The organism is Staphylococcus sp. LKG4-2, from assembly GCF_050955665.1.
Taxonomy (GTDB): domain Bacteria; phylum Bacillota; class Bacilli; order Staphylococcales; family Staphylococcaceae; genus Staphylococcus; species Staphylococcus saprophyticus.
In genome coordinates this window covers 185,776-200,251 of the sequence record NZ_CP194532.1, presented here as the reverse complement: position 1 = coordinate 200,251, position 14,476 = coordinate 185,776, and the positions used below count along the sequence as shown (strand labels likewise).

The window sequence follows — 14,476 nt, the reverse complement described above, 5'->3', positions numbered from 1 at the left end:
TCTATTCATGTTGTTGGAGGAAATATCCAACACCACGACGTGTAACAATATATTCTGGATGAGATGGATCATCCTCGATTTTTTCACGTAAACGACGAATTGTTACGTCTACTGTACGTACATCACCAAAATAGTCATAACCCCAAACAGTTTGTAATAAATGTTCACGTGTCATTACTTGTCCCATATGTTTAGATAAGTAATGGAATAATTCAAATTCACGGTGTGTTAATTCGATATCATCGCCACGTTTTTTAATAGAGTATGCATCTGGATAGATGACGATATCTTTAATCGTAATTTCATTGGACGCATCATTAACTTCTTGTGCTGGTTGTGAATAATGACGACGTAAGTTGGCTTTAACACGCGCGATTAATTCACGTGTGCTAAATGGTTTCGTCACATAGTCATCTGCACCTAGCTCAAGACCTAATACTTTATCAATTTCTGAGTCTTTCGCTGTTAACATGATAATTGGCATTTCGTATTTTTTACGTACTTCACGACAAACTTCCATGCCGTCGCGACCAGGTAACATAATGTCTAATAACACGATGTCTGGTTCTTCATCATAGATTAAATCGACTGCATCGTTACCATCATAGGCACAAAATACTTCGTAGCCTTCTTTTTTCAAATTAAATTCTAAAATATCAGCAATTGGTTTTTCATCATCGACTACAACAACTTTTCTAGCCATATTTATAAACCTCATTTCTATATTGTAGTACATTTACATTAAATTCTACGCATTTCCCTATAATACAATTTACCATTTATGGCGCGCTAATTCTATTTTTCCAAATAAAAATTTAAAATTGTATATTGTAAAATTATAACATTATCCCGATTAAATGGGTATTCATCGGGTCATCATAGGTATTCCTAGTTTAAACAAGCATCCTGTATCATTCTAATTTATTGCTTATAACACAAATAAGGGAGCGCACGCGTCACCTAATATGCATTAGATGACGTATGCTCCTCCCTCTGTGGTGCTTTATATTTATCTAAAACTGTATCATTCCGTTATTTATCACGTGCGTGTCGACGCAACGCTTGTTTCAATGTTGAAAAGCCTCATTGTCATAGCTTACTAATCACTGTAACGCATGCTTAGACACTTTTCTGTTTCTTAACGAATAATGAAAGTATAAAACCAATCACTGTTAATGCAGTGATAAAGAAAAAGGTAAACTGTACGCCATGTGAAAGTATGATTTCTTGGCTTACATTCGGATTAGCAGCGCCAAATGATTTCATTGCTGTTGTATAAAGCGTAATGGCGATAGCTGTACCTGCTGAACCACCGACTTGTATTAATGTCGTAATGGTAGCTGAACCATCTGCGTATAAATCGTGTGGTAGTTGATTTAAAGCGTTCGTTTGTGCTGGCATCATTACCATTGTGATACCAAAGAAAAGTACCATAAACGTAAGAATAATGGCCCAAACTGGTGTAGATGCAGAAATAATGAGTGCAAACGTCATTGCAGCGATAAACATTAATAAATACCCGATAATGCCGAAGTATCTCGCACCAAAGCGGTCAAACAATGAACCGACGACCGGAGACAATACTAAATTGACTGCGTTACCAGGTAATAACGTTAAACCAGCAATCACTGAACTAAATAGTAAGGCGCCTTTTAAATATAAGGGTAATAAGATGCCTGTTGATAAAATACATAAGATCGTAATAAATACCATAGCTGCCCCAAGGACGAACATAGGATATTTAAAGACATTTAAGTTAAGCATTGGTGAGTCAATTTTAAATTGACGTACAACAAAGATGATTAAGGCTAGGATACCGATGACTAATGGTAGCCAAACGATAACATTTGTGAAGGCCGCTTCTGCCATTGAACTTAATGCGAAGATTAATCCAGCAAATCCAATCGTTGATAAACAAATGGATAGGATATCGATTTTAGGCTTCGAAATCTCTCCTACATTCTCAGTATTTGTAAAAGCTAAACCTAAGACGACTAAATATAACACTGCACTGATCCAGAAGATGTAGTGCCAACTAGATGCGGAAATAATGACACCTGAAAGTGTGGGGCCGAGTGCTGGTCCTGCTGTAATAACCAGTCCCATGATGCCCATAACCGCACCACGTTTTTCAATTGGGAAGATAAGCATCAAAACCGTAACCATAATAGGTAATAAAATACCTGTCCCTAACGCTTGAATCAAGCGTCCCAATAATAGTAAACCGAAGTTAGGTGCAAGCGCGCCAATAACTACGCCTAATAATGATAATAAAATACCTGAAACAATTAGTGTTTTTGTGCTAAACCATTTAATAAGGTACGATGACGCTGGTACTAAACAAGCCATGACGAGTAAGTACCCTGTCGTTAACCATTGCACCGTTGCCGCTGATACTTTAAAGTCAGCCATAATATCGGTTAATGCCATATTGAGTGCTGTTTCACTGAACAGTCCCATAAATCCACCAATCATTAAGACCAGTGCAAACATTTTCGGGCTTTTTACGTTTACTTGTGTTGCCATTTGATATACTCCTTTTTGATGGTAAATGAAGTATAAGTATAAATGAGAGTGTTAAGTATGGATGAGACAAATCAACTACTGTTTCCATAATCATCGATTGCTTTCTTCTACTTAATTCATCTACATAAGTTATGACTTATTCCTATATTTCCATTGAATTTTTATTATGCTAAGAATGATGCATGCTATATAGAAGATGTTTGATGTTACTCAAGATCCCTTTGTAAAGAAACTTTATGCCACATACCCCTGAATTCAAGCCATCTTTAAGTAACATTGTTTCATCATTATGCGACAATCTTCTATATAAATGCTCTAGCTATTTATGTAGTCGAAAAGACTGACCAACTTACTTTAGCAAAATTCCGCTATTATTGTCAACCTAGTTGACAATAATGAATTGCAAAAAAATTAGAGTATGTAACGTTGTGTTTATCGTTTTATATACTCTAATTATTCATCTGGCTTATCATTTTCTAATTGCCAGTCTGCTTGTAACAATTGCTCTAAATGTGCAACTTCTGACGCACCGATCACTTGACCAATATGTTCAATGATGTGTTGTTTGTTTTTAATATATTTCTCATAACACATGATACCAAATTCCGTTAAGGTTACACGTTTTTCTTTCTTATTATTGGGCACACTTTCAATTTGAACAACTTGTTTCTGTTCTAATTGTTTCACTGCTTTATGGATTGCCTGACGCGTTAAATTGATCTTGTGCGTGAGTTCTGCAAAAGTAGGCTGATCATATTTAATGATCATAATTAAATACCATTCAGAACTACCAAAATGAACCTGAGGTAATTGTTGTGCCGTCATATATTCTACTTTTTGTCTTAAGTCATGGTGTCGATCACTGATGAGGTTAATCAAATCTGTTTCTTCTATATGCTTATGATTTGTCATTTATTTACTCCTCATTTTAAATTTCATTTCATTGTAAAAAAGTTTATTCATTCATTAAATAGGTTCCAACCAAAACATACGATAAAGTATTGCTCATCCACCATATTACAACATGATATAAAAAATTATCTAGCAAAACTTATACATTTCTATATTTACGCATAAAAAAACCCATCCTATTGGATGGGTTTATACGGTCTCGACGGGAATCGAACCCGCGATCTCCTGCGTGACAGGCAGGCGTGTTAACCGCTACACTACGAGACCTAAAAATGGTGACTCCTACGGGACTCGAACCCGTGTTACCGCCGTGAAAGGGCGGTGTCTTAACCGCTTGACCAAGGAGCCTGTCTTAAGCACAAAATAAATTATATCAACTCTTATACCGGATGACAAGCTATTTTTTTAATTTCATTAGTATAATTTTCTATATTAATTGTATAAAGTTCAAATACGGTGCTAAAACGCTTAAAAAGTCTGTCATATTGGTATGGCAGCACATTCATTTTTATCATTTCAGTCACTAAAATATGAGAAATTGATATTTTTTAAAAACTATTAAAATTTAAATCTTTTTTGTTTTCAACACTTTTTGATAAACTAGTTAAATAAAATATGAGGAGGGCTTATGATTGGCTAAGGTATTATTTATTAATTCAGGATCCATTGGACATCTTAATCCTACGATTGCCGTGTGTAAAGAACTTGTGGCGCGTGGTGAAGAGGTGGTTTACTACATTGGAGATCAATATCAAGACAAGCTAAAAGATACGGGTGTGGAAATACGTACACTACCAACAGATGAGATTATACAACGCTTTACAGCATACGGCTCTGGCAATTTATTCCACGTCGTCAACGGCTTATTGAATACTGCGGATGTAATACTTCCAAAGATTTTGGAAGATACGAAAAATGAACATTATGATTATTTAATTTCTGACTCCATGTTTAGTTTTGGTAACTTAATTGCGCAAAAATTACATATTCCTACCATTTCGTCGATTACCTCTTTTGCACATACTGCAGAAACGTTTGAAGCGGCACTCAACTATAATGCACAGGCGTTATCAGAAACAGAAATGAATGACGTAGAAGACACTTTTAATCATTTACAACAGCATATTCAAACAACCTATGGCGTCGAGGTTAACTCACGTTATGAAACAATGAATAATCCGGGGGATTTCAATATTGCTTATATCTTGGAAAAATTCCAAATAAATCCTGAATTATTTGATTCAGCACATTATCGTTTTGTTGGACCATCTGTGATGCAACCACAGTCAACGGATTTTATGAGTCAAGTTGATCAAAGCCGACCAATAGTTTACGTTTCCCTTGGCACGGTATTTAATCAAAATATTGGTTTCTTTAATCAATGTTTTGCCGCGTTAAAAGATCTTGATGTATCTGTCATCGTATCGATTGGTGAAGCAAATAACGCGGCTGACTTTGATACAGTCCCTGATAATGTATTATTGAAATCCTATGTACCTCAGACAGAACTATTACAGCATACAGCACTTTTCTTAACACATGCTGGAATGAATAGTACAAATGAAGCATTATTAATGGATGTGCCTTTATTGGCTTTTCCACAAAATGCGGACCAACCGCTCGTTGCGCAACAAATTGAAAATATCAACGTAGGTCAACAACTGAATTCTGAAACTGTCACAACCGAAGATTTGAAAGCAAAAGTTGTGGAAATGTTACAGAATCGCGCAACTTATCAAGCACAGATTAAAAAAATCAAGCAAACACAAGCCTTGGATCAACCTGGTTACGTAACGGCAGTTGATCAAATCCTCACTTTTCGCGATCATCACATAAATCATTAATATAGATAAACAAAAAACCTTGTAGAAGTACCATCCACTCATTGTGTGATGACATCTACAAGGTTTTTATAATATCTAATCTACAATCTTACCATAGTGATTTTAATAGGTTTGTTTGATTACGGTCTGGACCTACTGAGAAGATTGAAATCTTCACGTCACATAATTCAGAAATACGTTCTAAGTATCTACGCGCATTATTAGGTAATTCTTCTAATGAACGACAACCTGTCACATCTTCTGTCCAACCTGGTAATGTTTCAAAAATTGGCTTACAACGTTGTAAGTCTTTCAAGTTAGCTGGGTATTCCGTAATTTCTTTACCGTCTAACTCATAAGCAGTACAGATTTTAACTTCTTTAAGGCCTGTTAATACATCAATTGAGTTAATAGATAAATCTGTAATACCACTTGCACGACGAGAATGACGTAATACAACTGAGTCGAACCAACCTACACGACGTGGACGTCCTGTTGTTGTACCGTATTCACGACCTACTTCACGGATATGGTGCCCATCTTCGTCAAATAGTTCTGTTGGGAATGGACCATCGCCGACACGTGATGTATAGGCTTTACACACACCGATAACTTTAGAGACGAATGTTGGACCTACACCGCCACCGACAGTCACATTACCTGCAACTGGGTTACTTGATGTAACGAATGGATATGTACCATGGTCGATATCTAACATCACACCTTGTGCGCCTTCGAATAATACTTTTTCGTCAGCTACAAAGGCATCATCTAAAACTTTTGCAGTATCTGTCACGAATGGTGCTAAACGTTGACCAGCTGCATAATATGTTTCAAAGATTTCTTCAAATGTTGGACATGCTTTGCCAAACATCCCTTCGAAGTATGCACCTTTGTATTCAATATTATCTTTTAATAATTTTTCAAATGTTTCTTTATCTAATAAATCTGCGACACGGATACCAATACGTTGTGCTTTATCTACATAAGCTGGACCGATACCTTTTTTCGTTGTACCGATTTTATTATCTCCGCGACGTTCTTCTTCATATTCATCTTGTTTAATATGATAAGGTAAAATAACTTGCGCACGGTTTGAAATGCGTAAATTATCCGTTGAAATACCTCTTTCGTTTAGCGCGTCTAATTCTTTTAATAGTGCTACTGGATCGACAACGACACCATTACCAATAACTGCTAATTTTTCTTTATAGAAAATACCAGATGGCACTAAGTGTAATTTATATGTTTCTCCACCAAATTTAATTGTGTGGCCTGCATTGTTACCGCCTGAAAAACGTGCAATAACATCTGCTTGTTCTGCTAAGAAATCTGTAATTTTACCTTTACCTTCGTCTCCCCATTGTGTCCCAACGACTACTATTGATGACATATGAGCACCTCCAAGTTTTCTCGATTAACCATTACGTATTTTACCAATACACCAACCATATTGCAAACCAAAAATCGAACATTAATTTATTTATATTTTGAAAATTTTGATGGTGTTCAAAGTGGAAAGAGATACAGTTTAAATACAGTCACACCAAGTATTAAGACCATTTTTTACATTTATAAGGACACATACTTACTGCGAATACACGGCAATAAACACAAACAAAAACCGTACAATGAAATACGTATTTGTATTATTGTACGGAAATTAACAAGAAAATTATTTTTTACCTTATCCAAAATCAGCATGTGCATAATCTATATCTGTAAATTTATTATATTGTTTCATAAAGTGTAACTTAACGGTGCCTGTAGGGCCGTTACGTTGTTTCGCAATAATGATTTCAATTTCACCATTATCGTCATTCGTTTGTGGTTCGTAATTTGAATCATCATCGTCGTCTTCATCTTCGCCACGATTGTAATAATCATCACGATATAAGAAGGCTACGATATCGGCATCTTGCTCGATAGAACCCGACTCACGTATATCACTCATCATCGGACGTTTATCCTGACGTTGTTCTACACCACGAGATAACTGACTCAATGCAATCACAGGACATTCTAATTCTCTGGCAATCGCCTTTAAAGTACGTGATATTTCTGATACTTCTTGTTGTCGATTGTCAGAAAAACGAGAACCACTACCTGAAATTAACTGTAAGTAGTCAATAACAATCATGTCTAAGCCATGTTCTTGTTTCAAGCGACGACACTTTGAACGAATATCTGTGATACGAATCCCAGGTGTATCATCAATAAATATCTTTGTACGTGATAATTTACCTACAGCAATTGTGAAACGATTCCAGTCTTCCTCAGTCATCATACCTGTTCTTAAGCGGTTCGAATCCACATTGCCCGAGCTACAAATCATACGTGTTGCTAACTGATCTGCACCCATCTCTAAAGAAAAGATCCCTACAGAAAAATGATCTTCATGTGTTGCCACTTTTTGTGCAATATTAAGTGCGAAGGCAGTCTTACCTACCGAAGGACGTGCTGCTAAGATAATTAAATCGTTACGGTTAAAACCCGCTGTCATTTGGTCTAAATCGCGATACCCTGTTGGAATACCTGGCGTTTGACCACTGTTCTGATCTAATAGTTCCGCATTTTCATAAACATCACCTAAGACATCTCGAATGTCTTTAAATCCATCACTTTCACGTGTGGATGATAGTTCTAATATACGACGTTCAGCATCGTTAAGTATCGTATCTAGTTCCAGTTCATCATTATAGCCATCGTTCGCAATACTATCCGCAGTTTGAATTAATTTACGCTTCGTGGCGTGTTTAAACACAATTTCCGTATAATATTGAATATTACGTGTGGTCGGCACATTACTTGATAATTCTGCAAGATATTGAGGACCGCCCGCTTCATTCAATCGTCCTTCTTGGGATAACTGATCCATAATCGTAACGACATCGATATCTTTATTATCTTCATTGAGGTTCATCATTGCTCTGAAAATGTGCTGGTGTGCCCCTCTATAAAAGGACTCAGGAAGTAATACTTCCTGAGTAGTGTTGATTAATTCTGGATCTATGATAATGGCACCTAAGACAGACTGTTCAGCCTCATTACTGTGTGGCATTTGATTTTGTTCGTACATTCCATCCATTCCATCCATTGCGCTTACACCTCATATCTCAATCCGTTATTATTGTTCAACTGTGTGTACACGAATTGTACCTTCAACTTCTTTGTCTAATTTAACTGGTACGTTAGTGTAACCTAATGCATGGATACCATTTGGTAAGTCCATTTTACGTTTATCAATCTTAATGTCATGTTGTTGTTGTAATGCTTGTGTGATTTGTTTGGTACTTACTGAACCAAATAATTTACCGCCTTCACCTGTTTTAGCAGATACTTCGACTTCAATCTCACTTAATTGTTCTTTTAATTTTTTAGCATCTTCAATTTCTTGTTGACGTTCTGCTTCAGCAGCTTTATTTTTTTGTTCTAATTGTTTTAAGTTACCTGGCGTTGCTTCAACTGCCATGTTTTTCTTCAATAAGAAGTTATTTGCGTAACCAACTGGTACGTCTTTAACTTCGCCTTTTTTACCTTTACCTTTAACATCTTGTGTGAATATTACTTTCATGAATTTTCACTCCTACTCATTTGTTCTGTTATAGCTTGTTGTAATTTTTCAATTGCTTCATCAACAGTCACATCTTTTAATTGTGTGGCTGCATTCGTTAAATGACCTCCACCACCAAGTGCTTCCATTGTTAACTGAACATTGACTGCACCAAGTGAACGCGCAGACATACCTACGACATTGTCTTCTCTTCTTGCAATTACATAAGAAGCTTCTACACCATCTAAACTTAACAGTTCATCGGCAGCTTGTGCAACTGTAACAGGATGGTAGATTTTCTCATTTGAACCATGTGCAATGGCAACACCATTATCTTGTAGTTTCACTGTTTGAATCAATTCAGTACGATTAATATACGTATCAAGGTCATCTTTTAAGAAATGTTGCGTCAAGATTGTATCGGCACCATGTGCACGTAAATAACTTGCCGCATCAAATGTTCTAGAGCCGGTACGTAATGTAAAGTTACGTGTATCTACAATGATGCCGGCAAACATGACCGTTGATTCTAAACGTGTCAGACGCTGTTCTGTTGGTTGATACTCGAGTAATTCTGTAACGAGTTCTGCTGTTGAACTTGCATAAGGTTCCATATATACAAGTAATGGACTCGAAATGAAACTTTCACCACGTCTATGATGGTCAATGACTACTTTACGATTGGCTTTATTTAAAATATTTTCATCGATGACCATTTCTGGTTTGTGCGTATCTACAACGACAAGCGTTGTCTTGGAAGTCATAATATCCCATGCTTCATCTGAAGTGATGAAACGATCTTTAAGTTCTGGTTTTTCATTTACCGCATCCATAACACGTCGTAACGTCGGATCGATATCAGATTCATTTAAAACGATATAGGCATCTAGGTTATTCATCATCGCAAAACGGGATACACCGATTGCTGCACCAATTGCGTCTAAATCGGGACGTTTGTGCCCCATGATAATCACTTTGTCGCCTTCCATTAAGATATCTTTAAGTGCATGTGAGATAACACGCGCTCTTACACGTGTACGTTTTTCCATTGGGTCAGTCTTACCACCATAGAAACGTACATTACCGTTCATGTGTTTAATCGCAACTTGGTCGCCACCACGACCGAGTGCTAAATCTAGGCCAGATTGAGAAAGTTCTCCAAGATCAATTAGATTTTCAGAACCTTCACCCACACCAATACTTAATGTTAATTGCGCGCGATAACCTACGCTCTTTTCACGTAATTGGCTTAAAATACTAAAGTTAGTTGCTTCAATTTCGTTTAAAATATTTTGGTTTAAATATGCCACGAATTGATCCGAACTATAGCGTTTAAAGTAAATATCATGTTCCGTTGCCCATCTACTGATGACGCGCGTAACCATTGAGTTAATTTCTGATTTTTGCGTATCATTCATATTTTGGGTAATTTCATCATAATTATCCAAGAATAATGTCGCTATAATTGGTTTAGATGATTCATATAATTCATTTGTATAGACTTCTTTTGTAATGTCGAAGAAATAAAGCACGTGTTCTTTTTCTGAATAACGCACACGATAGTGGTATTCATTTTCATTAATTTCTATTTCTTGTGTTTTTTCTAATTGTTTTAAGATATTAGGATATACTTCGTTGACTGGGTCGGAAATTACATTACGATTTAAACGTTCCGACATAAATCTATTCATCCACTCTATGTTTTCATTTTCATCTAAGATAATCATTCCGATAGGTAGATTTTTAATTGCGATATTACTACCTTCAGAGATATGACCACTTAAATTGTCCACATAGCTGTCTAATTTTTGTAAAGCTTGTCTTACCATAAATGCGGTCCCTATAATAATAATCACTAATACAATCGTCGCTATACCTGCTACGAGTTGGTTAAAAACAAACCAAACTACAACCAGCGCAATTGCCGTGAGCGTCATAATTACAAATGGTAAAATCAACGCTTTTTTAGTGGATTGACGGTTCATTCTTCCACCTCAAATCATTTTTTAATGATACTTTTTAAGTTAAAACATAAATCGATTACACCCAGGAGACTTACAATATGTGTTAATGGCATTAAAATTGTCCCTATAACCATTAGTAACACAGTAAGTACGAATGGCATTGATTTTGCTTTGCCGAAAAAGTGAATAACACTTAACCCCTGAATATACATACATAATGATAACACAATTTCAAAATTTAAAACGATACTTTGGAAAGTACCAGCTTGGCTTGCAAACATAACACAAATCAAGACAATAATATATATCCATAATAATGAACGGCTCATCTGCCAAGCATATAATGGTTTAAATATTGGTGTAGCGATTTTGAATTTACGTAAAATTGGAAAAGTAATAATTAAATTGATTAAAATAAGTAGAAAAACTGCAATGATTACCATACTTGGTAACTGAACTGCCAATTGACGGAATCCCTCTTCGAGCATTTGTTTATACTCGTTACCAACTGAAGCACCTGAAATAACCTGATGCATTTGATCTTTTATTGGGTTCATTAAAACTGTCGCGCTTGGTATCTTATCAAACGTTTGCAGTCCCATAAATGCAATTAATGAAATCATACTAATATATGTAGTCGTTATATATAGTATACGTTCTTTAGATGTTCTTTCTTTTAATAATTGGCCAACAACGAAACTCGTAATGAGCACGAGGACCATGATACTTAATACAAATATATTACCCAGTAAAGTTGTTAATACAACCGTTACGACAGCTGTCAATCCGAATGATTCAATTGATTTATGCCATAAGATAATGCCAGGAATTGTCGCAAACGCGCTCAATACAAGACCAAGCGGTGGTAATATATGCAAAGCCAAAGCGACTACGATTAGCGTTAGAACACTAAGCACAGTTGCTTTAGGATATATTTTAGAAAACAAATTCGCCACTCCCATACTATTTTTGACTATACCCTTTATTTTAACCTCTTTAAAACTTTTATACAATTATTGGCAACCCATTTTATATAGAAGTTCTATTCAGAAAATACACATTCACTATAATCCTTAGAAATCATTGTTATATATCAATCGCTTCTTCACTAACAACAACTTATTTATATTTCACACAAAAATAGGATGTAACCAACTTGTTTCTCTCCTCTATTTAGTAGTAAGAAGACAACCGGCACATCCCAAAAATTAAATCTATTTAGTTAGTTCATTTACGTTTGATTTTATAGACTTTTAAAAAGTGATATAGATTCGGCGCCCAATCATTGAAGTTAAGTAAAAATCCATCATGTCCTACATTGTCAGGAACGAAAAAATGTTTATGAAATTTAAAGCGCTCGCCGACTGCTCGAACAAGGTCATCAGGATAAAGTAAGTCATCGGTAAAGCCCATTGTCATAACCTTCGTATCTAAATTACGGAATACTTCATCCACATCATCACGTCCTCTATCGACATCATGACTATCCAAGACATCCAGCAGTGTTAAATAACATGCGTAATCAAAATGATTCATAAACTTATCACCTTGATGTTTTTGATAGGCGACAACTTGATCTGGTGAAAAGCGCTTATCGTAACTTTTAGATGATCGATAAGTTAAGAAACCCAATTGTCTAGCGATACTCATACCATTTTTAGGATCTAAATGAATGGCTTGCCTCGCTATCTCGTTAAACGCTCGACTGTAGGATGATGTTTTATCCGTTGCAGCAAGTATAACGGCTTTATCGACATTAAATTTGCGATTATATAATAATTCAATCGCTTGCATGCCTCCTAAAGAACCACCAATGAGAATATTAATGTGTTCAAATCCTAACGTTTCTATGCCTATTTCAATTGCACGTACAATGTCTCTTAACGTGAGCGTTTGAGGGAAATCAGCATCTGTTAATGCCGAACTTGAACCATACGGACTACCAATTACATTAAAAGTTAAAAATTGATAATCATTGATGGGCATATAGCCCCCATCAATGATACCTCTCCACCATCCTGGTTGATCATTTGTCCCATATGTTAAATGGTTACCTGTCAAAGCGTGACAGACAACAACTAAAGGTTGTCCTTTCAACCCCACATGTTCATAGCGTAGTTTCAAATTAGATATGAGTTCTCCAGATTCCGTTGTAAAAGGCCCTAATTCTAAAGTATCTACCGTATAATTCGTCATGATTTCCCTCCTACTTAATAAAAAACTTCTCACTCATATAAAATAAGTAAGAAGTTATGATTACTTATCATTCGAGTGTATCGTTGGTTTTAGCACCGTACTACACAGCCGGTTGCTGAAGCATCACTGGGCCAAGTCCCTCAGCTTCTCGAAATAAGATTTGATTTTAATTGTATAAAACGAAAGTATGACAGACTAAAAATCGGAAATATCATAATTTTCTAATTATTCTAATTCTAACGGATATCCTGTGTTTCATCAATGATATTCTTTAAAAAACCCATCTCAACAATGCCATAATAATAATCCCACTTAAAATCGTTATCGTTAAACTTCTTGAAACGATGGCAACTACAATCGTAGGTATCATCGTTATCAAAAATGGCATATTGATTGTGTATCCCATTACGCCCTCTTGTTGAACCAAGACACCATCAATAATCAACGCTGTAAACAATGTAATTGGGATAAAAGAGAGCCATTTGACTACACGTTCAGATAAATGAACTTTAGAAATCATCACAAACGGTATAATTCGAGTCAACCATGTCACAATTCCGCATAAAATAATAATCGTTAACATATGTATCGTTGTCGTCATCGTTCCATCACCACCCCAAGTGCTGCCGTTATTGTAGAAGCTAAAATAATCGCTAAATATGATGGCATAAATAAACTTAATCCCAACATCATCACAATGACACAAATAATCAGAACTAAGTAAATCTTAACTTTTGAGCGCCTGATTGATTCAAATTGGGAGACGGCAAGAAAAATAAACATAGCCGTTATTGCAAAGTCTAAGCCTAATACGTCTGGGTCATGGATGTATTTACCAAATAAAGCACCAATAATACATGCAATCGTCCAAAAAACATAAGCCGTTATATTCAAACCGTGTAGCCATCGATCATTAATTTTTTCGCCTTTTAGATGTGGTGTCACTGCAACCCCAAATGTTTCATCTGTTACCAATGTTGCCAACCCAATTCTATTTAGTAAACTATAATCTTTATAGCTTGGTGCGAGTGTCATACTTAATAAGAACATCCTAGAATTGACGATGAACGCAGTTAATACAATTGCGGATATAGGTGTACCTGCAATAACAAGCGCGCAAATTATAAATTGTGCTGCGCCTGCGTATACAAGCAAACACAGTAAAATAATTTCCAACAAGCTAAATCCTGAAGCAACTGCAACAATTCCAAATGATAAACCCACACCTGCGTATCCTAACAAGGTAGGAATACACGCTTTGACACCTTGTTTAAATGTTACATGCGCTTCATTTTCCATACACACCCACCCTCTCATGGCACTTCAAAAATAATATATCAATTCTAATACAACTGATTCTAAATGCGCAATATCTTTAGACATCCGTTTGTGTGAGGTTAGACTAACGATTGTCTTAAAAAGCTTAAACACATGTTGTTTATATTTCTCTGAATTTTTAGAAATAATTAAGACATACCTCTAAAATATATCTGAATTCCGCC

General features: G+C 35.9%; 12 protein-coding genes, 2 tRNA genes and 1 riboswitch. Of the genes, 1 reads left to right on the top strand and 13 read right to left on the bottom strand.

Features of this window, described 5'->3' with window-relative positions:
* Window position 1 precedes the first annotated feature (1 nt).
* The 5 genes from yycF to ACM6UH_RS00915 all read right to left on the bottom strand — a co-directional run bounded on the left by yycF (window position 2) and on the right by ACM6UH_RS00915 (window position 3,786).
* Window positions 2-703 (bottom strand): response regulator YycF, encoded by a 702-nt coding sequence (yycF, locus tag ACM6UH_RS00935; protein ID WP_002481985.1) that lies wholly within the window; start codon window positions 701-703, stop codon window positions 2-4.
* A 416-nt stretch (window positions 704-1,119) separates the two neighbouring features.
* A complete protein-coding gene (locus ACM6UH_RS00930) occupies window positions 1,120-2,526 on the bottom strand; it encodes a DHA2 family efflux MFS transporter permease subunit (protein ID WP_011302025.1) in 1,407 nt (468 codons plus the stop codon).
* Between the two features lie 453 nt (window positions 2,527-2,979).
* Entirely contained in the window at window positions 2,980-3,438 is a 459-nt protein-coding gene (locus tag ACM6UH_RS00925; RefSeq protein ID WP_011302024.1) for a MarR family winged helix-turn-helix transcriptional regulator, read from the bottom strand.
* 194 nt (window positions 3,439-3,632) lie between these two features.
* Window positions 3,633-3,705 (bottom strand) — tRNA-Asp (locus ACM6UH_RS00920).
* Window positions 3,706-3,711: 6 nt separating this feature from the next.
* Window positions 3,712-3,786: transfer RNA gene (locus tag ACM6UH_RS00915), tRNA-Glu, on the bottom strand.
* A 284-nt stretch (window positions 3,787-4,070) separates the two neighbouring features.
* Here ACM6UH_RS00915 and ACM6UH_RS00910 point away from each other — a divergent pair.
* The gene (locus tag ACM6UH_RS00910; RefSeq protein ID WP_011302023.1) at window positions 4,071-5,282 is read left to right on the top strand and encodes a macrolide family glycosyltransferase; all 1,212 of its coding nucleotides are present in this window, start codon (window positions 4,071-4,073) and stop codon (window positions 5,280-5,282) included.
* An 88-nt stretch (window positions 5,283-5,370) separates the two neighbouring features.
* Here ACM6UH_RS00910 and ACM6UH_RS00905 read toward each other — a convergent pair whose 3' ends face one another.
* From ACM6UH_RS00905 to ACM6UH_RS00870, 8 genes are all read right to left on the bottom strand, one after another.
* Window positions 5,371-6,654 (bottom strand): adenylosuccinate synthase, encoded by a 1,284-nt coding sequence (locus ACM6UH_RS00905; protein WP_002481979.1) that lies wholly within the window; start codon window positions 6,652-6,654, stop codon window positions 5,371-5,373.
* Window positions 6,655-6,948: 294 nt separating this feature from the next.
* Window positions 6,949-8,349 carry a replicative DNA helicase gene (dnaB, locus tag ACM6UH_RS00900; RefSeq protein WP_037537355.1) on the bottom strand — a complete coding sequence of 467 codons (1,401 nt, stop codon included), beginning with the start codon at window positions 8,347-8,349 and terminating at the stop codon, window positions 6,949-6,951.
* Between the two features lie 39 nt (window positions 8,350-8,388).
* Window positions 8,389-8,835, bottom strand: a complete 447-nt coding sequence (gene rplI / locus ACM6UH_RS00895; protein WP_002481977.1) for a 50S ribosomal protein L9 — start codon at window positions 8,833-8,835, stop codon at window positions 8,389-8,391.
* The gene (locus ACM6UH_RS00890) at window positions 8,832-10,799 is read right to left on the bottom strand and encodes a DHH family phosphoesterase (protein WP_048787557.1); all 1,968 of its coding nucleotides are present in this window, start codon (window positions 10,797-10,799) and stop codon (window positions 8,832-8,834) included. The genes rplI and ACM6UH_RS00890 overlap by 4 nt, the downstream gene beginning before the upstream one ends.
* Window positions 10,800-10,813: 14 nt before the next feature.
* On the bottom strand, window positions 10,814-11,740 hold the full coding sequence (locus ACM6UH_RS00885; RefSeq protein ID WP_172439358.1) for a DUF2232 domain-containing protein: 927 nt from the start codon (window positions 11,738-11,740) through the stop codon (window positions 10,814-10,816).
* Window positions 11,741-12,005: 265 nt separating this feature from the next.
* Entirely contained in the window at window positions 12,006-12,974 is a 969-nt protein-coding gene (gene metX, locus ACM6UH_RS00880; protein ID WP_002481973.1) for a homoserine O-acetyltransferase MetX, read from the bottom strand.
* Window positions 12,975-13,035: 61 nt separating this feature from the next.
* Window positions 13,036-13,134: riboswitch (SAM riboswitch) on the bottom strand.
* 111 nt (window positions 13,135-13,245) lie between these two features.
* Window positions 13,246-13,575, bottom strand: coding sequence for an AzlD domain-containing protein (locus ACM6UH_RS00875; protein WP_011302018.1), 330 nt, complete (start codon window positions 13,573-13,575; stop codon window positions 13,246-13,248).
* The gene (locus ACM6UH_RS00870; protein ID WP_011302017.1) at window positions 13,572-14,273 is read right to left on the bottom strand and encodes an AzlC family ABC transporter permease; all 702 of its coding nucleotides are present in this window, start codon (window positions 14,271-14,273) and stop codon (window positions 13,572-13,574) included. The genes ACM6UH_RS00875 and ACM6UH_RS00870 overlap by 4 nt, the downstream gene beginning before the upstream one ends.
* Window positions 14,274-14,476: the final 203 nt, after the last annotated feature.

Excerpts from the sequence above, each read along its gene's own strand:
- yycF (WP_002481985.1), bottom strand. The coding sequence starts at position 703 with ATGGCTAGAAAAGTTGTTGTAGTCGATGATGAAAAACCAATTGCTGAT.
- ACM6UH_RS00930 (WP_011302025.1), bottom strand. The coding sequence starts at position 2,526 with ATGGCAACACAAGTAAACGTAAAAAGCCCGAAAATGTTTGCACTGGTC.
- ACM6UH_RS00925 (WP_011302024.1), bottom strand. The coding sequence starts at position 3,438 with ATGACAAATCATAAGCATATAGAAGAAACAGATTTGATTAACCTCATC.
- ACM6UH_RS00905 (WP_002481979.1), bottom strand. The coding sequence starts at position 6,654 with ATGTCATCAATAGTAGTCGTTGGGACACAATGGGGAGACGAAGGTAAA.
- dnaB (WP_037537355.1), bottom strand. The coding sequence starts at position 8,349 with ATGGATGGAATGTACGAACAAAATCAAATGCCACACAGTAATGAGGCT.
- rplI (WP_002481977.1), bottom strand. The coding sequence starts at position 8,835 with ATGAAAGTAATATTCACACAAGATGTTAAAGGTAAAGGTAAAAAAGGC.
- ACM6UH_RS00890 (WP_048787557.1), bottom strand. The coding sequence starts at position 10,799 with ATGAACCGTCAATCCACTAAAAAAGCGTTGATTTTACCATTTGTAATT.
- ACM6UH_RS00885 (WP_172439358.1), bottom strand. The coding sequence starts at position 11,740 with ATGGGAGTGGCGAATTTGTTTTCTAAAATATATCCTAAAGCAACTGTG.
- metX (WP_002481973.1), bottom strand. The coding sequence starts at position 12,974 with ATGACGAATTATACGGTAGATACTTTAGAATTAGGGCCTTTTACAACG.
- ACM6UH_RS00875 (WP_011302018.1), bottom strand. The coding sequence starts at position 13,575 with ATGACGACAACGATACATATGTTAACGATTATTATTTTATGCGGAATT.
- ACM6UH_RS00870 (WP_011302017.1), bottom strand. The coding sequence starts at position 14,273 with ATGGAAAATGAAGCGCATGTAACATTTAAACAAGGTGTCAAAGCGTGT.